Below are 17,104 nucleotides of genomic sequence, written 5' to 3' on the forward strand. Positions count from 1 at the left end.
TTTTAGATCGTTCTAAATTAGAGGAATCGACACATCCGCAGGGGAGGGCAGATGTATAGTTTCAGCTTTCAGCCGGTATTTGAGAATCTTGATCTGCTGGTCTACGGCGCCTGGCTGACCGTTCGTCTGTCGCTGATGGCGATGGCGATGGGGCTGGTGGTCTCGGTTCTTGGTGCGGTCGCGAAAACGTCGGGCATCCGGCCGCTGCGCTGGCTGGTGGATGCCTATGTCGAGATCATCCGCAACACGCCCTTTCTGGTGCAGATCTTCTTTATCTTCTTCGGGCTGCCGGCGGTGGGCATCGTGATGTCGCCCAACACCGCGGCGCTGGTGGCGCTGGTGGTGAATGTCGGCGCCTATGGGACCGAGATCATCCGGGCGGGCATCGAATCCATCCCGCGCGGGCAGATCGAAGCGGGCCGCGCGCTGGCCCTCAATCCGGTGCAGATTTTCCTTTATGTCATCATCAAACCGGCGCTGCGCAACATCTACCCCTCGCTCACCAGCCAGTTCATCTATCTCATGCTGACCTCCAGCGTGGTCTCGGTGATTTCGGCCAATGATCTGGCCTCGGCGGGCGCGGATCTGAACGCGCGCACCTTCGCCAGCTTTGAGATCTATCTGGTGCTGACGGTGATGTATTTCGTGCTGGCCTTCGGCTTTTCGATGATGTTCGCCGCGATCCGTCGCGCCTTCTTCACCTATCCTGCGAGCCGCTGACATGATCCGTGAATTTTCCGCCACAGACGTAATGTTCATCGCCATGGCCGTGCGCTGGACGCTGATCCTGTCGGTCATCGCCTTTGCCGGGGGTGCCCTTGGCGGGCTGGTGATCGCGCTGTCACGCACCTCGGGCTCGGCGGGGCTGCGGCGCGCGGCGGCCGGGTTCATTCAGGTTTTTCAGGGCACACCGCTTCTGATGCAGCTGTTTCTGGTCTATTTCGGTCTCGCCGTCGTGGGCCTGCCGATCAACCCTCTTTTGGCGGCAGCCGTTGCGCTGACGCTGCACGCCAGCGCCTATCTGGGCGAGATCTGGCGCGGCGCGATTGAGGCGGTTCCCTCTGGCCAGTCCGAGGCGGCGACGGCGCTCGCCCTCTCGTACAACAGCCGGATGCGCTATGTGGTGCTGCCGCAGGCGCTGCGGCTGGCCATCGCGCCGACGGTTGGTTTTCTGGTACAGCTGATCAAGGGCACCTCGCTTGCCTCGATCATCGGCTTTACCGAGCTGACCCGCGCCGGGCAGATCATCAACAACGCGACCTTCAAGCCGTTCCTGGTCTTTGGAACCGTCGCCGCTCTCTATTTCATCGTCTGTTGGCCGCTGTCTTTGCTGGCCCGCTACATGGAAGCCCGCATGCGCCGCGCCATCACGCGCTGAAATTTCAAGGAGGAGGAAACCATGAAACTGAACCGCCGTTTGTTCACCACCCTGGCCGCCAGTGCGCTGGCTTTGGGCTTTGCCGGGCCGTCGCTTGCCGCCGATCTGGCCGCCATCGAAAAGGCGGGCACCGTCAAGATCGGCATGCTGGTCGATTTTCCGCCCTTCGGCATTCAGGACACCGCGGGCAACCCCGACGGCTATGACGCCGATGTCGCCAAGGCGCTGGCCGCCTATCTGGGGGTCACGCCGGAAATCGTGCCGGTGACCGGCCCGAACCGCATTCCCTATCTGCTGTCGGGGCAGGTTGATGTGCTGGTCGCCTCGCTGGGGATCACTGCAGAGCGTGCCGAAAAGGTCAATTTCTCGCATCCCTATGCCGGGATCAGCATCGCGGTTTACGGCGCCAGCGGGTCGGATGTGACGGATGCCGCCGGGCTGGCGGGCCAGTCGGTCGCCGTTGCCCGCGCCTCGACGCAGGATACCGGCGTGACGAAAGTGGCGCCCGAGGGCACCGACATTCGCCGTTTTGACGATGACGCCAGCGCCGTGCAGGCGCTGATGTCGGGGCAGGTGCAGATGATCGGCCTCTCCAACGTGGTCTTCTCGCAAATCTCCGGCATGGCGGGCGACCGTTTCAACAAGAAATTCGACCTCTCCAGCCAGGTGCAGGGCATCGCAGTGGCGCCGGGCTCGGATCCTTTGCTCGAAAAGATCAACGCCTTTGTGGATCAGGCCAAGACCGATGGCACGCTCGACACCATCCACCAGAAATGGCTGGCTGAGCCGCTGCCCGATTTCGTCAAAAACGCCAAGTAAGACCTGCGCCGCCCGGCCGGCTGCGGCCGGGCGCCACCTTCAGGGAAACGGATCATGACCGAACACGCTATTCTCATGCGCAACGTCAACAAGTTTTACGGGGCGTTCCACGCGCTGGTGGACATTGATCTTACCGTCGCGCGCGGCGAACGGATCGTGATCTGCGGGCCGTCGGGCTCGGGGAAATCCACGTTGATCCGCACGATCAACCAGCTCGAGTCGATCAAATCCGGCACCATCACGGTGGACGGCATTGAACTGACCGCTGGCGGCGACAACGTTGGCAAGGTGCGGCAGGATGTGGGGATGGTGTTTCAGTCCTTCAACCTTTTCCCGCATATGACGGTGCTCGAGAATTGTGTGCTGGCGCCGATGAAATCCCGCAAAATTCCGCGCGCCGAGGCCGAGGCCACCGCGCGCCACTACCTTGAGCGGGTGAAGATCCCCGAGCAGGCCGACAAATACCCCGCGCAGCTCTCGGGCGGCCAGCAACAGCGCGTCGCCATCGCGCGGGCGCTGTGCATGAAGCCGCGGATCATGCTGTTTGACGAGCCGACCTCGGCGCTGGATCCGGAGATGGTGAAAGAGGTGCTCGACACGATGATCGACCTCGCGCGCGAGGGGATGACCATGCTCTGCGTCACGCATGAGATGGAATTTGCCCGTGCGGTGGCCGACCGGGTGATCTTTATGGATAAGGGCGTGATCGTTGAGGAAAACGCCCCGGAGGCCTTCTTCAACAATCCGCAGAATGAACGGCTGAAGAACTTCCTGGGGCAGATCGCATGAGCCTGCCGCGTCTTTTGGCGCTGGCCGAGCTGAAGCCGCAGGACATGGCCGATGAACTGCAGGCGCGCTATGAGGTGGTGCGTGAAATCGGCCTGGCCGCGGATGTTGAAGTGGTGCTGACGGCGGGCAATGTCGGCCTTTCGGGGGCGCAGATGGCGCAACTCCCGGGGTTGCGGCTGATCGCGGTCAATGGTGTCGGCGTGGATGCGGTGGATCTGGCCGAGGCCCGGCGGCGCGGCATTGCGGTGACCACCACCCCGGATGTGCTGTCGCTGGCGGTGGCGGAACTGGCGCTTGGTCTTGCGTTGGCCACGGGCCGCAAGATTGCCGAGGGCGACCGTTTCGTGCGCGCGGGCCATTGGGCGGCCAAGGGCAAGCTGGCACTTGGCAGCTCCGTCTTGGCGCGGCGGGCGGGGATCCTTGGTTATGGCCGGATTGGCCGCAAGCTCGCCGATCTCTTGCGTGGGATGGGGATGCAGGTGCTCTACACCGCGCGCCGCGAGGTGCCGGGCGCGCTCGATGGTTATCGCGCCGATGCCCGGGCACTGGCGCGCGATTGCGATTTGCTGTTCGTCACCGTGGCCGGAGGCGCGGAAACGCGCGGGCTGGTTGATGCCGATGTGCTGGCCGCCCTTGGCCCCGCAGGGATTTTGGTGAATGTCGCGCGGGGGCCGGTGGTTGATGCCGAAGCGCTGGCACAGGCCTTGCAGGCGGGCAGTATTGCCGGGGCGGGTCTTGATGTGTTCGACGATGAGCCACAGGTGCCGCAATCTTTGATGCAGGCCCCCGGCTGCGTGCTGACCCCGCATATCGGCTCGGCCACAACAGATGCCCGGCGCGCGATGGCGCAGCAGGTGCTCGACAATATTGCGGCGCATTTTGCGGGCCGCCCTTTGCTCACCCCTTACGAGGTTTGACATGCGATACCTGTCCATCGGCGAGCCGCTGGCCGAATTCACCGCGCAGCGCGAGACGCCCTCGCGGTTTGACCGCCGGGCGGGGGGCGATACGCTGAACACCGCGATCTATCTCGCGCGGCTCTCCGGGGCGGGGCAGGTGGGCTATCTTTCCTGTCTCGGCGATGATCCGCAAAGCCAGTGGCTGCGCGAGGCCATCGCCGAGGAGGGCATCGACACCGCGGCGCTGGCAGAGCGCAAGGGCGGGCGTCCCGGCCTCAGTTTCATCTCGACAGACGCGCAGGGCGAGCGCAGTTTTACCTATTGGCGCGATCAGGCACCGTTCCGGCAGCATTTCGACGATCCGGCGGCGCTCGGGGCGTTGGAGCGGGCCGACTGTCTGATCTTGTCAGCGGTGACGCTGGCCGTGCTGCACCCGACCGGGCGTGAGAACCTGCTCGGGGCGCTGGAACGGCGGCGGGCGCAGGGGGCGCAGGTGGCTTTTGACACGAATTACCGGCCGGTTCTGTGGCCCGATGCCGCGGCGGCGCGGGATGTCATGGACCGGATGGCTGCGATCGCCACCATGATCCTGCCGTCACTCGACGATCTTGCGGCCTGCTATGGCACGACATCGCCGCAAGCGGCGCTGGAGCGGCTGATGGCCGTTAGCACTGCCGAGATCGTGCTGACCACCGGGGGTGGTGATGTGCTGCACCGGGCCGCCGGAAGCGCTCAGGGCGAGCGTTACAAGCTTCCGCCCGCCGTGGCCGCGCATGACACGACCGGCGCGGGGGACAGCTTCAACGCGGGTTGGTTGGTGGCGCGCGCGCGCGGTCTTTCGGTTGCCGAGAGCATTACCGCCGCCGCCCGCTTGGCCACGGTTGTTGTCTGCCACCCGGGGGCCATCATCCCGCAAGATGCGATGCCTGTGTTGTTCGCGTAAAGCACCCGGCCTCAAACACCGGCAGCAGCCGACGCAGAGCCCCCGCATCTTGCCGTGGACCGCTTTGCGCGGCCGGGTGTGGCGCTCCTTGGTCCTGGACGGGGCATTGAGCGCGGGATAATTAAGAAGTCCCCCCGAGCCCGTCCGTCCGAGCGCAATGCCGCCTGCTGCCGATCTCTTGGTCGTCGTTCTGTTGCGAACTGATGGGTGAGACGGACATGAACCTCGACCTTATGCCGCGGACCGACACGCAGTTCTTCGGGACACCGTCCTGCGCTGTGCAGCTGAAATGCATCCAGCGGCTGATGCGCTTTGACACGATATGTGAGGCAAACGGGATTGAGCACCGGCTGCCCAAACCCAACCCTCCCCGGACCAACGGGCCGGTCGAACGGATGACCGCAGGATCAAGGAGGCCACTGTAAAACGCTTGCACGACGACCGCCATGATCAGCTGCGAAGGCATCTCTCGGACTTCATGGCAGCGTACAACATGGCAGCACAGGACTTCGCGCGTCGGCTCAAGACCTTCAACGGGCTCACACCATAAGAATACATCGGCAAGATCAGAACATCAGAGCCAGACAGATCCATCCTGAACCCGATCCAGCAGATGCCGGGCCCGAACAGGCCTGAGCGGTCCCGGCTTCCCGCTTGCCGTCAGCCCTCAGTGAACATACCAGATCGAGAGATCTGTGGGATGCGTGTCACCCGCCGGATTTCTCTTCCAGGCGCCGCTCGTCTGTGTCTGCCGTCTGCAGGCGTAGCCAGTACCGCGTATGCCGCCGCTCGCCCGTTCGGTGCAGCGCGCCCATCTCGACCAAGTTCTGCAGATCCCGGGTCGTGGTCGCGCGCGACGTGCCGGTCATGGCGATGTAATTCTCGGCGCTGAGACCGCCTTTGAACCCGTCCGGGCCCTCGCGAAACATGCGCTCGATCACCTTTGCCTGCCGGTCGTTCAGCAGGTCACGGAACTGGTCGTAGAATTTCGCCTTGCCGATAAAAAAGGCGACCCGTGTCAACGTCACCTGTTGCGCCGCGAGGACAGTCTCGGCGAACCAGAGCAGCCAGCCGGTGACATCCAGTGTCTTCTGGTGGGTCTCGAGCTGGTCGTAGTAGCCTTTCCGATGCCGCTCGATCGTGTAGGCCAGCGCGATCAGGCTCGGCTGCCCGATGTTTTGGGCAAGCGACTTTTCGGCAAGGGCGCGCCCGAGGCGGCCATTGCCGTCCTCGAAAGGGTGGATGCTCTCGAACCAGAGATGCCCAAGCGCCGCGCGTGTCAGGGCGGGCAATGGCGCTGGCCCGTCTGGTGCCGTGCGGTTGAACCAGTCGACGAACGCGTCCATCTCGCGCCGGACCTGCGCCGAGGGCGGGGCTTCGAAATGCACCGTCGGCCGGTCGATGCGACCAGAGACGATCTGCATCGCGTCATCATGCCGACGATAGGCACCAATGGACTCAAGGCCGCGGTCGTGAGACAGGAGCATCCTGTGCCAGCGACACAGGGTGTCATGGGTCAATGGTGCGGCACAGGTCGAATAGACGTCGACCATCATCTCGGCGACGCCCTGCTCGCGCGGCCTTGACGGCGCGCCGTCAGCGGTCAAGCCGAACTGACGCCGCAGCGAGGATTGCACACTGGCCCTGTCCAGCACCTCGCCTTCGATTGCGCTGGTGCGCATCGCTTCTTCACCCAGCAATTCGATGCGCAAACGGTCGCGCTCTGTGCTGGTCACGTGGCGGACGGCTCCCAAAATCTCTCCGGATGACAGCAGGAACCGCCGCTCGAGAGGTTCGGCGGCGGAGCTGTCAAAGCGGAAATTCGGCCAGTCGGGTTGCGTCCAATTCCAGAGCATGAGCGATAGAGTCCTTTTCTATAACTCATATTGGGACAAAATCATGAGTTATGGAAGATCATTCTATGCATCATGCACGCGCGCGCCCTCGGGCGCGCCATGAACCAGACAGGCCATTGTGCCAGATCCAGCCCGGTGATGCGACCATCTTCGATGGATATTTCTTCAGTCCGGTGACGTTACTCAACATCACCTATGCACATCGCGATGCCGTCGGAAGCCGGTATCCACCCCATCCGTTCCGGCGGGAAATACGCAATCCCATGCGCGGGAGAGGCGGCCGCAGGCATTTTGTACCGGATGGGGTGGTCACCTGCATCGGAGGGTACCGACGCGGCCATCTCCGGCGCCGATACCAAAGCCGCGGTGGCGTCAGACCGGCATCCGCAGCATCTTGCGCAGGCTTTTGTCAAACGCGGCGGCGGGGACAAAGCGGCGCAACAGGCTGACCCGGCGCGCAAGCTTGCCTGCCGGGTAGCGCATCTGCGGGCGGGCGTCTGTTGCGGCCTTCAGGACAGTTTCGGCCACAATCTCAGGCGTATCGCCCGCTTTGATCGCTTCCCCGATCGTGACCATCATGTCCGCGCGTGCTGCCCTGTAGGTATCCAGCATTTGATCCGGCTGAACGAGGTTCTCGTCAAAGGCGGTGCGGGTATAGGTCGGCTCAACCAGCGTGACGCGGATCCCGAGCGTGCGCACTTCATGATCAAGCGATTGGGAATAGCCTTCGATGGCATGTTTGGTCGCCGCATAGAGGGCAAAATAGGGGGCCGGAATAAACCCATGTGCCGAGCTGAGATTGACAATCCTGCCCTGGCCTTGGCTGCGCATGATCGGCAGCACTGCATTGGTCATACGCATAAGGCCAAAGACATTGACGTCGAACAGAGCCTGCGCCTGCGCGACCGAGGATTCCTCGGCACCGCCGAAGAGGCCCACACCGGCATTGTTGACGAGCAGGTCGATGCGGCCCGCGCGGGCGATGACGTCTGCAACCACATGTGCCACGGAGGCATCATCGGTCACGTCACAGGCGAGCATGGTCACGCCATTGCCGCCGTCGGCCATGGCGCGGCGGCTGGTGCCAAACACGCGGTACCCCGCCTTTTGCAACGCTTTGGCGGTCTCGCGCCCGATGCCGGAAGATGCGCCCGTCACCAGAGCGACGCCAGGATTGGATTTGGTCATGGAAGGGATCTCTTTCATTCGTGCTGGAGAAGGTCATGTGCATTGGGTTGGGGTTTGCGCAGTTCTGTTCGCGCTTTGCAGGCGGGTTCCCAAATAGCCCGGGCCGGAAGTTCGCGCCGATCCGGCGGAAGGGTCGGAACCACGGCGATCACGTCTGTGGCGGCCGGATCAGGCATGTCGATGTGCCATGGGCAAAAAGCCTGCCCTCTGCATCCTCGACCTTGCCGTCGAGCGTGATGACCGTGCGTCCGCGTGAGACTACGCGGCCGGTGATGGTCAATGCGCCGGAACCGGCGGTGATCGGGCGCAGGAATTTGGCGCTGGTTTCGTGTGACGGGCAGGTTTCGCCCGGCTGCAACGTGGTCTGCGCGGCAAGCGACATGGCGGTATCGAGCATCGTCAGGCTCCAGCCGCCATGCACCGTCATTGTCAGATTGTAAAAGCGCGCCTCCGGCGTTGCCATCAGCCTGACCAGCCCTGCCTCGGGCGGCAGCAGGGTGAAGGGCAGGGTTTCTGCCATTGGGGGGCGGGCTATGCGGCCCTCGGCCAGCCCCGCGACCCATTCGAGCCCGGAGAGCCCGATCAGCTGTGAAAATCCATCGGGTGTCGTGCCTGACGGGACCTGTGGCTCCTGCGTCATTGAACCAACTCCCCTGCCGCAGCGCCTGCGCCAAGCGGGCGCCCGGGGAGAGCTTTGGCCGCCACCATGGCCGGACGGTTTTCTGCGGTCTGATGGCGTCTCATCCGCATTTCAAGGCTCCATTTAGATTGCGATGAAGATCAATACTGCTTTTGGATTTCGATAGCAATCTAAATTGATGGGGTGATGGAAGGGAGCGGATACCTGACCCAAAGGCCCGGATAGTCTGTCAGTGGGGGAGGGGGCGCTTTCTTGCGGCATGGCGCTCAGCGCGGGCAAACACCCGCAGCGTTTTCCGGTGTGCCTCAGAAAGATCTGGTGGGATGCCGGGGGCAGAGGCCGGGCCGGCGCGGCACCCGACGGTGCCCGACCGGCCCGAACGCAGGTTCAGGTCGTTTGCCGCGGCATGAATTGTCCGGGCAGAATGACCTCTGTCTTGTCGTTCCCCTCGAGCACGCCCACCAACGCCTCGGCCATTTTGGTGATCGGCTGGCGATAGGTGGTCAGCGCGTGGCTGGCCAGACTGGCCAGCGGGATATCGTCAAATCCGGTGACCGCGATGTCCTCCGGCACGCGAAGGCCCAGCGAAAACCGCAGCGCTTCCAGCGCGCCGATGGCGACAATATCATTCTCGCAGACCAGCACATCGGGCAGATCGGCGCGCGCGCGGTCGGAGAGTTCCGCCACCACCGCCTCCCGCGCGAGGAACACATCATATTGTGCCACATGCATCACCGGCGGCACACATCCGGTCAGCTCCTGCCAACGCGCGGCAAAGCTGTCTTTGCGCTTGAGGACCGCAGATTGCCCGCCGGGGCCCGCCACGAACAATGGGCGGCGGCGGCCTCGTTCATAAAGATGATCGGCGATCTCGCGCATGGCCACCGCATCATCGCAGCAGATGGTGATGGTGTTGGGATTGGTGCTGGTGCGCGCAAAAACGATCAGCTTTTTGACCCGGCGCGCACCCAGGGCCGTGCTCAGAATACTGTCATCAAAGCGGGTGCCGATCACCACCGCCGCATCCACCCGCCGCTGACTGGCGGCGAGAAAGGCAGAAGAAGCATCCGCCTCGCTCAGCATATTGACCAGAAGTACGCCCCAGCCTTCCTGCCGCAGGATGCGTGAGAGGCGCTCCAACTGAACCAGTTTATGCGGGTTGGAAAAGTCGTCCAGCATCAGCGCGACCAGACCGGAGCGGTCCGAGGCGAGGCCTGCGGCGTGCAGGTCGGGCACATAGCCGAGGGCCTCGGCCGCCGTCATCACCTTGGCGCGGGTTTTCTTGGAAATCGACGCATCTTTCTTGAAAGCACGCGCCACCGTCCAGCGCGATACCCCGGCCGCCTCGGCAACGTCATCTGCCGTCACCGATGTCGTCTCGAAAAATTCAGGCTCGTCCATGCGGTCTCCTTCGGGCTGACTTTACACTCTGCGATGCGGCATGAAAAGATTTTTGCTCGCGCGTGCAGATTATAATTGCTCGCGCGAGCATTTTGCGGGAATGTGACCCGACAAGTTGCTCTGCAGAGATTCGGGAGGAGTGCAGAATGCTCAGGGTTGCCCTGCTGGGGGCCGGCCGTATTGGTCAGGTCCATGCGCGCAGTATTGCCGCAAATGCTCACAGCGCATTGGTCGCCGTGGCGGATGTTCACGCGGAGGCTGCCGCGAAACTCGCGGAGGCATACGGCGCCGCGGCGATGACGGTCGAGGCCGTTCTGGCCGATGCCTCGATTGATGCGGTGCTGATTGCCACCTCGACCGACACGCATTCGGACCTGATCGAGGCTGCCACGGCGGCCGGCAAAGCGGTCTTGTGCGAAAAGCCGGTGGATCTGTCGCTCGCCCGGGCGCAGGCCTGTCTGGCGGCGACGCAGCATCATAAAGCGCCGGTGATGATCGGTTTCAACCGCCGCTTTGACCCCAATTTCGCCGCGTTGAAGGCGGCCTATGACCGGGGCGAGATCGGCAAGGGCGAATTGCTCTCGGTCACTTCGTTCGACCCGGCGCCGCCGCCGGTTTCCTATGTCAAAGTCTCGGGCGGATTGTTCCGCGATATGATGATCCATGATTTCGACATGGCCTGCTGGATCTATGGCGGCGCGCCGGACCGGGTGACGGCGGTGGGGTCTTCGATCGTGGATCCGGCGATTGGCGCGGCGGGCGATGTTGATACGGCGGTGGTGACGCTGATCTGGAATGACGGGCGCATCGCGGTCATCAAAAACTCGCGCCGCGCGGTCTATGGCTATGATCAGCGGGTGGAGCTGCTGGGCTCTGAGGGGCTTTTGGGCGCAAAGAACGTGCTGGAAAACACCGTTGAGAAGATCACGGTGGCAGGCGCGGTCTCGGCCAAGCCGGAGTATTTCTTTCTTGAGCGGTACATGCGGGCCTATGCGGCGGAATGGTCGGCCTTTGTGGCCGCCGTTGCGGCGGGCACGGCGGTGCCGGTCAGCCTGCAGGATGGGGTGGCGGCATTGGCCGTTGCCGAAGCGGCGACCCGTTCGGCGCAGACCGGCCAAACCGTCGCGTTGAGTGCGGCGATGCTGGAGGCTGCGGCATGACGCGCGATTACGGCTGCTGCACCTGGATTTTCGGCGGTGAGGATCTGGCCGCCATTGCCGACCGCGTGGCGCGGGCGGGGTTGCAGGGGGTGGAGCTGCATGGCGACATCGAGGGGATCGATCCGGCGGAGGCGGGCAGGATTTTTGCCGCCAAGGGCCTGAAGATTTTCTCGATCACCCCCGGCGACGCCGATATTTCCCACCCCGATGCCGGGGTCCGCGCGGCGGCGGTGGAATATTACCGCCGCCTGATGGACTGGGCGGTGTTGCTGGGGCAGGGGCCCGGCCTGCCGCGGATTTCCTGTCATGGACAGGTGACCCGCATCCGCCCCATGGGCACGCAGGCCGAAGAGGATGCGCTGCTGATCGAGAGCGTGAAGCAGATCACCGGCTTTGCGGCTGCCAAGGGCCTGCCGGTGGTGTTCGAGATCCTGAACCGCTACGAAAGCCATCAGGTGCGCACGGTTGCCGAGGGGCTGGCGCTGCTGGACAAGGTCGGCGCGGCCAACCTCAGCCTGCTGCCCGATGCCTATCACATGAACATCGAAGAGGCCGATCCCGCTGCCGCCTTGCGGCAGGGCGGTGCGGCCATCGGGCTCTATCATGCAGCAGACAGCAACCGCTGCGCGGTGGGCGAGGGGCATACCGACTTTGCCGCCCAGATCGCCGCACTGGATGCGATTGGCTATGCGGGCCCGATCATCATCGAACCGGCGGCCCCCGGCCCCGATCCGTTCAACACGGATAAGGGCCCGGGCTTCCGCGACATTCTCGAGGCGCAACTTGCCGCCTCGGCCCGCGCGCTCGCCGCGCTGGCACGCTGAATTCGGCTCTGCCGGATCCCACGGGCGGCAGGAGGGCCGCCCGGGTCTAAGAACGTAACATTTCCAGGGAGGGAAACATGAAGAAGACTTTTGCCGCGCTGCTGGGCGCGACGGCACTCTGCCTTGCGGCACCGGTTCTGGCTGCCGATATCGTGGTGGTGGCGCATGGCCAGGCCAATGACCCGTTCTGGTCGGTGGTGAAAAACGGTGTGGAGCAGGCCGCCAAGGACACCGGCGTGAATGTGGAATACCGCTCGCCCGAAACCTTTGACATGGTGGCGATGAGCCAGCTGATCGACGCGGCGGTCAACCAGCAGCCCGATGGTCTGGTGGTGTCGATCCCGGATGCGGATGCGCTGGGGCCGTCGATTCAACGTGCGGTGGCGGCGGGGATTCCGGTCATCTCGATCAACTCCGGTTCGGATGTCTCGAAATCTCTCGGGGCGCTGCTGCACATCGGGCAGGATGAGAAAGACGCGGGCATGAAGGCTGGCGCCAAGCTGGCCGAAATGGGCGGCAAGAAAGGTATCTGCGTCAACCAGGAGGTGGGCAATGTCTCGCTCGACCTGCGCTGCGCGGGCTTTGCCGAGGGGTTTGGCGGTCCGGTGACCGTGCTGCCGACCGGCAATGATCCGACCGAGATCGAATCCAAACTGCGCGCGGCCCTTGAGGCCGATCCCGAAGTGGACACGGTAATGGCGTTGGGGGCCTCGACCGCGGGTGAGCCCTCGGTGGCTGCCGTCAAAGCACTGGGCCGCAGCGATGTCAAAGTGGCCAGCTTCGATCTTTCCGCAGGCTTTCTTGAGGCGATCATCGCGGGCGATGCCGCCTTTGCCATCGACCAGCAGCAGTTCCTGCAGGGGTATCTGGCGGTCGATTTCCTCGCGCTCAACGCCCAGTACGGCCTGATGCCGGGTGGCAACGTGCCGTCCGGGCCGAACCTGATCACCGCCGATAAAGCGGCCCAGGTGGTTGAACTGTCGGCAAAAGGGATCCGCTGATCCGAAGAGTTTACGGCGCGGGGCGATGCCGCCCCGCGCCGGTTACAGCGTCCAGGGAGGACAGAATGCCTGTGGAAATCACAACCCAGGCCGACGAACGTCTCCGCAAGGAAACGTTCTTCGCCACACTCGTCAAACGGCCGGAACTTGGCTCTATCGCCGGTTTGGTGCTGGTGACGGTCTTTTTCCTTTTCACCGCAGATAGCGCGATGTTCACCCTGTCGGGGATCATGAACTTTCTCAGCCCGGCGGCGCAGCTTGGCCTGTTGGCCATTGGCGCGGCGCTGCTGATGATCGGGGGCGAGTTCGACCTGTCGATCGGCTCGATGGTCGCTTTTGCCGGGATGATTTTCGGCGCGCTGACGGTGAATGCGGGCCTGCCGCTGCTGGTCGCGATTCCCGCCACATTGCTGGCGGCGGCCCTGGTGGGCCTGATGAACGGCCAGCTGACCATCCGGACCGGCCTGCCATCCTTCATCGTCACGCTGGCTTCGCTGTTTATCCTGCGCGGGCTGACGCTGGTGGGGCTGAAATGGCTGACCGGCGGCTCGACCCAATTGCGCGGCGTGCGCGATGCGGTGGCGGGCGATCTGCTGACCCCGCTGTTTTCGGGCGATGCCTTCACCGGCCTCTTCGCCAAACTGGCGGAAATGGGTCTGATCGAGACCTTCAACAATGGCGCGGCGAAAGTGCCGGGCATTCCTGTCGAAATTCTGTGGTTCCTGGCGATGGCAGGGGCGGCCACCTGGGTCTTGCTGCGCACCCCCGCCGGCAACTGGATCTTTGCCTCGGGCGGTGATGCCAATGCGGCGGCCAATTCCGGGGTGCCGGTCCGCAATGTGAAAGTGGCGCTGTTCATGTTCACCGCCTGCTGCGCCGCTTTGCTGGCGATCATGCAGGTCCTGGATGCCGGTTCGACCGACGCCCGCCGCGGCTTCCAAAAGGAATTCGAAGGCATCATTGCGGCGGTGATCGGCGGCTGCCTGCTGACGGGGGGCTACGGCTCGGCCATCGGCGCCTTCTTCGGCTCGATCATCTTCGGCATGGTGGTGATTGGCCTGACCTATACCAAGATCGATCAGGATTGGTTTCAGGTGTTTCTGGGCGGCATGCTGCTCCTCGCGGTGGTCTTCAACAACATCATCCGCAAACGCGTGACGGGAGAGCGGTGATATGGCAGATCCCATCATCCATATGGACGGCATCAAAAAGCACTTTGGCAATGTGATCGCGCTGAACGGGGTCACGTTCGATGTGCGGCCGGGCGAATGCCACTGCCTGCTGGGGGACAATGGCGCCGGAAAGTCCACCTTTATCAAAACCATGTCCGGCGTGTTCAAACCGACCGAAGGCTCGATCACCTTCGAGGGCAAACCGCTCAGCTTCTCCAGCCCGCGCGACGCGATGGAGGCGGGGATCGCCACGGTGTTTCAGGATCTGGCGATGATCCCGCTGATGTCAGTGGCGCGTAACTTCTTCATGGGGCGTGAGCCGACCAAGGGGCGCGGCCTGTTCAAGCGGTTCGACACCCAGTTGGCCAATCAGATCACCGTGGAGGAGATGCGCAAGATGGGCATCAACCTGCGCGGCCCCGATCAGGCGGTGGGCACCCTTTCGGGCGGCGAGCGGCAGACGGTGGCGATTGCCCGCGCGGTGTTTTTCGGCGCGAAAGTGCTGATCCTGGACGAGCCGACCTCGGCGCTTGGCGTGCGGCAAACCGCCAATGTGCTGGCCACGATTGACCGGGTACGGGCGCAGGGCGTGGGGGTGGTGTTCATTTCGCACAACGTCCGCCATGCGATGGCGGTGGGCGACCGCTTTACCGTGCTGAACCGCGGCAAGACGCTGGGCACCGCCGCGCGCGGCGAGATCAAGGCCGATGAATTGCAGGAGCTGATGGCTGGTGGCCAGGAACTGGCCGAGCTGGAAGGTTCGCTCGGCGGCACCATCTGAGTTCCCCGGCACCACAGAATGACGGGCCCCTCCGCGCCCGTCCGCCGGGCCTCCCCAGCCTGGCCAGCAAGGGCCGAAGAGCATTGGCTTTTCGGCCCTTGATCATATGTGGCGCATGCTCTGCGCTGAGCGGCCAAGTGATCCTGTTCGTTCTGGTGTCATCCTTGGACAGCTATTTGTTTCTTGCGTCATCCGGTGGCTGTCCAACATTCGGGTGAACGCCGGGGGCTTTCGGCATTTTAGATTGCAATCGGTCTCTAATTTCACTATATCTCGTTCACGCAAACTGGAAACGGGAGTGCTCCATGCGGGTCAGTCGCGCGCAGGCGGAAGAAAACCATCAGGCCATCATCAATGTGGCGAGCCGTCTGTTCCGCGAACATGGCTTTGACGGGATTGGCCTCAAGGATCTGATGAAGGGCGCGGGCTTGACGCAGGGCGGGTTTTACAAGCAGTTCGCCTCGAAGGAAGATCTGATGGCGCAGGCCTCGCAACGCGCCTTTGAAATGGCAACGCGCCGTTGGTCTGACGCGATTGCGGCCCACCCGGATGCGGCGCTTGAAACGATCATCGGGTTTTATCTGTCGCCGGAACACAGTGGCGAAAAGGGCGATGGCTGTCCGCTGGCGGCGCTGGCGGGCGATGCGGCACGGCAGGGGCCAGAGGTGAAGGAGCGTTTCGAAGCCGGGCTGAAATCGCATTTGCAGGTTCTCGACGAAGTGCTGCCTTCCGCTGAGGGCACGCGGCCGCTGGGCGCGGCCATGTCGATGCTGTCGCTGATGGTCGGCGCGGTGCTCTTGTCACGCGCGGTGAACGATGAGGCGCTGTCGCAGGGCTTTCTTGCCGCAGCGGCGGATCAGGCGCGGGACATCGCGGCGTCATAAGAATTCAGACGGGCGCAATCTGTGACCGGCTCCCGCTGCGGCGGGGGGCCTGTTGCGGTGCGTGCCAGGCAACCGGGAGGTGAGAGATCATGCGACGGATCGTGGTAACAGGCATGGGCGCGGTCAGCCCCCTTGCCGCAGGTGTTGAGGCGTCCTGGAGCCGGTTGTTGGCCGGGCGTTCCGGCATCCGCAGGCTGCCGGAGGAGATGGTCGGAGAGCTTTCGACGAAGGTCGGCGGCATTGTGCCCTCCATCGGGGAAGATGCCGGGGCGGGGTTCGACCCCGACCGCGTGCTCGACCCGAAAGACCAGCGGCGGGTGGACCGCTTCATCCTTTTCGCGCTGGCCGCGGCGGATGAGGCGCTGGCGCAGGCCGGGTGGCGCGCGGTGACGGAGGAGGAGCGGCGGCGTACCGCCACCATCATCGCCTCGGGCATCGGCGGCTTTCCGGCGATCACCGAGGCGGTGCGCACCGTCGATCAGCGCGGCGTGCGGCGGTTGTCGCCTTTCACCATCCCCTCCTTTCTGGTGAACCTTGCGGCGGGTCAGATTTCGATCCGTCATGGTCTGAAAGGGCCGCTCGGTGCGCCGGTGACCGCCTGCGCAGCGGGGGTGCAGGCGATTGGCGATGCCGCCCGGCTGATCCGCAACCATGAGGCCGATATCGCCGTCTGCGGTGGCACAGAGGCCTGCATCAGTGATGTCAGCCTTGGCGGCTTCGCGGCGGCGCGTTCGCTCTCGACCCATTTCAATGAAACCCCCACCGAGGCCTCGCGCCCCTTCGACACTGCGCGCGATGGCTTTGTCATGGGCGAAGGAGCGGGCGTTTTGGTGATTGAAGCGCTGAGCCATGCGCTCGCCCGTGGTGCGACGCCGATTGCCGAGCTGGTGGGGTATGGCACAACCGCCGATGCCCATCACATCACCTCCGGTCCCGAAGACGGCAGCGGCGCCCGGCGGGCGATGGAAATCGCCATCGCGCAGGCGGGCATTTCCCCGCAGGAGATCCAGCATCTGAATGCCCATGCGACCTCGACGCCGGTCGGCGACAAGGGCGAAATGGCCGCCATCAAGAGTGTCTTCGGCACCAATCATTCCATCGCGGTCAGCGGGACAAAGTCAGCCACGGGGCATTTGCTGGGTGCCGCAGGCGGGCTTGAGGCGATCTTTGCCATCCTCGCCCTCCGCGATCAGATCGCCCCGCCGACACTCAATTTGAACGCGCCCGATCCCGCCGGTGACGGAATTGATTTCGTGGCCCATCAGGCCCGCCCGATGGCGATGGGCCATGTGATCTCCAACGGTTTTGGCTTTGGGGGCGTCAATGCGAGCGTGATTTTCAAGCGCTGGATGGGGTGACGCCGCGTGAC

The 17,104-nt window shown here is 63.8% G+C and carries 17 protein-coding genes and 1 pseudogene; 14 read left to right on the plus strand and 4 right to left on the minus strand.

Going from position 1 to position 17,104, the window contains the following annotated elements:
• The first annotated feature begins 51 nt into the window (after window positions 1-51).
• The 7 genes and pseudogenes from ACEN2S_RS12690 to ACEN2S_RS12720 form a co-directional block, all read left to right on the plus strand.
• A complete protein-coding gene (locus ACEN2S_RS12690; protein ID WP_441866527.1) occupies window positions 52-720 on the plus strand; it encodes an amino acid ABC transporter permease in 669 nt (222 codons plus the stop codon).
• 1 nt (window position 721) lies between these two features.
• Window positions 722-1,378, plus strand: coding sequence for an amino acid ABC transporter permease (locus ACEN2S_RS12695; RefSeq protein WP_441866528.1), 657 nt, complete (start codon window positions 722-724; stop codon window positions 1,376-1,378).
• Window positions 1,379-1,399: 21 nt separating this feature from the next.
• Window positions 1,400-2,197, plus strand: coding sequence for a transporter substrate-binding domain-containing protein (locus ACEN2S_RS12700; protein WP_441866529.1), 798 nt, complete (start codon window positions 1,400-1,402; stop codon window positions 2,195-2,197).
• Window positions 2,198-2,251: 54 nt separating this feature from the next.
• Window positions 2,252-2,986, plus strand: a complete 735-nt coding sequence (locus ACEN2S_RS12705; protein WP_441866530.1) for an amino acid ABC transporter ATP-binding protein — start codon at window positions 2,252-2,254, stop codon at window positions 2,984-2,986.
• On the plus strand, window positions 2,983-3,903 hold the full coding sequence (locus ACEN2S_RS12710; RefSeq protein ID WP_441866531.1) for an NAD(P)-dependent oxidoreductase: 921 nt from the start codon (window positions 2,983-2,985) through the stop codon (window positions 3,901-3,903). The genes ACEN2S_RS12705 and ACEN2S_RS12710 overlap by 4 nt, the downstream gene beginning before the upstream one ends.
• Before the next feature lies 1 nt (window position 3,904).
• Window positions 3,905-4,828 (plus strand): sugar kinase, encoded by a 924-nt coding sequence (locus tag ACEN2S_RS12715; protein ID WP_441866532.1) that lies wholly within the window; start codon window positions 3,905-3,907, stop codon window positions 4,826-4,828.
• A 311-nt stretch (window positions 4,829-5,139) separates the two neighbouring features.
• A pseudogene (locus ACEN2S_RS12720) lies at window positions 5,140-5,456 on the plus strand (integrase core domain-containing protein); the annotation flags it as partial.
• Between the two features lie 79 nt (window positions 5,457-5,535).
• Here the strand turns inward: ACEN2S_RS12720 and ACEN2S_RS12725 are convergent.
• From ACEN2S_RS12725 to ACEN2S_RS12740, 4 genes are all read right to left on the minus strand, one after another.
• Entirely contained in the window at window positions 5,536-6,684 is a 1,149-nt protein-coding gene (locus tag ACEN2S_RS12725) for a Fic family protein (protein WP_441866533.1), read from the minus strand.
• A 372-nt stretch (window positions 6,685-7,056) separates the two neighbouring features.
• Window positions 7,057-7,872: an oxidoreductase gene (locus tag ACEN2S_RS12730; RefSeq protein ID WP_441866534.1), complete on the minus strand. Its 816-nt coding sequence runs from the start codon at window positions 7,870-7,872 to the stop codon at window positions 7,057-7,059.
• Window positions 7,873-8,020: 148 nt separating this feature from the next.
• A complete protein-coding gene (locus ACEN2S_RS12735) occupies window positions 8,021-8,512 on the minus strand; it encodes a PaaI family thioesterase (protein ID WP_441866535.1) in 492 nt (163 codons plus the stop codon).
• Window positions 8,513-8,899: 387 nt separating this feature from the next.
• Window positions 8,900-9,913 (minus strand): LacI family DNA-binding transcriptional regulator, encoded by a 1,014-nt coding sequence (locus ACEN2S_RS12740; RefSeq protein WP_441866536.1) that lies wholly within the window; start codon window positions 9,911-9,913, stop codon window positions 8,900-8,902.
• A gap of 146 nt (window positions 9,914-10,059) precedes the next feature.
• Here ACEN2S_RS12740 and iolG point away from each other — a divergent pair, with 146 nt between their 5' ends.
• From iolG to fabF, 7 genes are all read left to right on the plus strand, one after another.
• Entirely contained in the window at window positions 10,060-11,073 is a 1,014-nt protein-coding gene (gene iolG / locus ACEN2S_RS12745; RefSeq protein ID WP_441866537.1) for an inositol 2-dehydrogenase, read from the plus strand.
• Window positions 11,070-11,897, plus strand: coding sequence for a sugar phosphate isomerase/epimerase family protein (locus ACEN2S_RS12750; protein ID WP_441866538.1), 828 nt, complete (start codon window positions 11,070-11,072; stop codon window positions 11,895-11,897). The genes iolG and ACEN2S_RS12750 overlap by 4 nt, the downstream gene beginning before the upstream one ends.
• A gap of 77 nt (window positions 11,898-11,974) precedes the next feature.
• A complete protein-coding gene (locus tag ACEN2S_RS12755) occupies window positions 11,975-12,898 on the plus strand; it encodes a sugar ABC transporter substrate-binding protein (protein ID WP_441866539.1) in 924 nt (307 codons plus the stop codon).
• A gap of 65 nt (window positions 12,899-12,963) precedes the next feature.
• Window positions 12,964-14,070, plus strand: a complete 1,107-nt coding sequence (locus tag ACEN2S_RS12760) for an ABC transporter permease (RefSeq protein WP_441866540.1) — start codon at window positions 12,964-12,966, stop codon at window positions 14,068-14,070.
• A 1-nt stretch (window position 14,071) separates the two neighbouring features.
• Window positions 14,072-14,851, plus strand: coding sequence for an ATP-binding cassette domain-containing protein (locus ACEN2S_RS12765; RefSeq protein WP_441866541.1), 780 nt, complete (start codon window positions 14,072-14,074; stop codon window positions 14,849-14,851).
• Window positions 14,852-15,156: 305 nt separating this feature from the next.
• Window positions 15,157-15,735, plus strand: a complete 579-nt coding sequence (locus ACEN2S_RS12770) for a TetR/AcrR family transcriptional regulator (RefSeq protein ID WP_441866542.1) — start codon at window positions 15,157-15,159, stop codon at window positions 15,733-15,735.
• Window positions 15,736-15,824: 89 nt separating this feature from the next.
• Entirely contained in the window at window positions 15,825-17,093 is a 1,269-nt protein-coding gene (gene fabF, locus ACEN2S_RS12775; RefSeq protein WP_441866543.1) for a beta-ketoacyl-ACP synthase II, read from the plus strand.
• The last annotated feature ends 11 nt before the right edge of the window (window positions 17,094-17,104 follow it).

Source organism: Phaeovulum sp. W22_SRMD_FR3 (genome assembly GCF_052113705.1).
GTDB lineage: Bacteria > Pseudomonadota > Alphaproteobacteria > Rhodobacterales > Rhodobacteraceae > JBGQOG01.

Coding starts and splice junctions, on each gene's coding strand:
- ACEN2S_RS12690 (WP_441866527.1), top strand. CDS start 52: ATGTATAGTTTCAGCTTTCAGCCGGTATTTGAGAATCTTGATCTGCTG.
- ACEN2S_RS12695 (WP_441866528.1), top strand. CDS start 722: ATGATCCGTGAATTTTCCGCCACAGACGTAATGTTCATCGCCATGGCC.
- ACEN2S_RS12700 (WP_441866529.1), top strand. CDS start 1,400: ATGAAACTGAACCGCCGTTTGTTCACCACCCTGGCCGCCAGTGCGCTG.
- ACEN2S_RS12705 (WP_441866530.1), top strand. CDS start 2,252: ATGACCGAACACGCTATTCTCATGCGCAACGTCAACAAGTTTTACGGG.
- ACEN2S_RS12710 (WP_441866531.1), top strand. CDS start 2,983: ATGAGCCTGCCGCGTCTTTTGGCGCTGGCCGAGCTGAAGCCGCAGGAC.
- ACEN2S_RS12715 (WP_441866532.1), top strand. CDS start 3,905: ATGCGATACCTGTCCATCGGCGAGCCGCTGGCCGAATTCACCGCGCAG.
- ACEN2S_RS12725 (WP_441866533.1), bottom strand. CDS start 6,684: ATGCTCTGGAATTGGACGCAACCCGACTGGCCGAATTTCCGCTTTGAC.
- ACEN2S_RS12730 (WP_441866534.1), bottom strand. CDS start 7,872: ATGACCAAATCCAATCCTGGCGTCGCTCTGGTGACGGGCGCATCTTCC.
- ACEN2S_RS12735 (WP_441866535.1), bottom strand. CDS start 8,512: ATGACGCAGGAGCCACAGGTCCCGTCAGGCACGACACCCGATGGATTT.
- ACEN2S_RS12740 (WP_441866536.1), bottom strand. CDS start 9,913: ATGGACGAGCCTGAATTTTTCGAGACGACATCGGTGACGGCAGATGAC.
- iolG (WP_441866537.1), top strand. CDS start 10,060: ATGCTCAGGGTTGCCCTGCTGGGGGCCGGCCGTATTGGTCAGGTCCAT.
- ACEN2S_RS12750 (WP_441866538.1), top strand. CDS start 11,070: ATGACGCGCGATTACGGCTGCTGCACCTGGATTTTCGGCGGTGAGGAT.
- ACEN2S_RS12755 (WP_441866539.1), top strand. CDS start 11,975: ATGAAGAAGACTTTTGCCGCGCTGCTGGGCGCGACGGCACTCTGCCTT.
- ACEN2S_RS12760 (WP_441866540.1), top strand. CDS start 12,964: ATGCCTGTGGAAATCACAACCCAGGCCGACGAACGTCTCCGCAAGGAA.
- ACEN2S_RS12765 (WP_441866541.1), top strand. CDS start 14,072: ATGGCAGATCCCATCATCCATATGGACGGCATCAAAAAGCACTTTGGC.
- ACEN2S_RS12770 (WP_441866542.1), top strand. CDS start 15,157: ATGCGGGTCAGTCGCGCGCAGGCGGAAGAAAACCATCAGGCCATCATC.
- fabF (WP_441866543.1), top strand. CDS start 15,825: ATGCGACGGATCGTGGTAACAGGCATGGGCGCGGTCAGCCCCCTTGCC.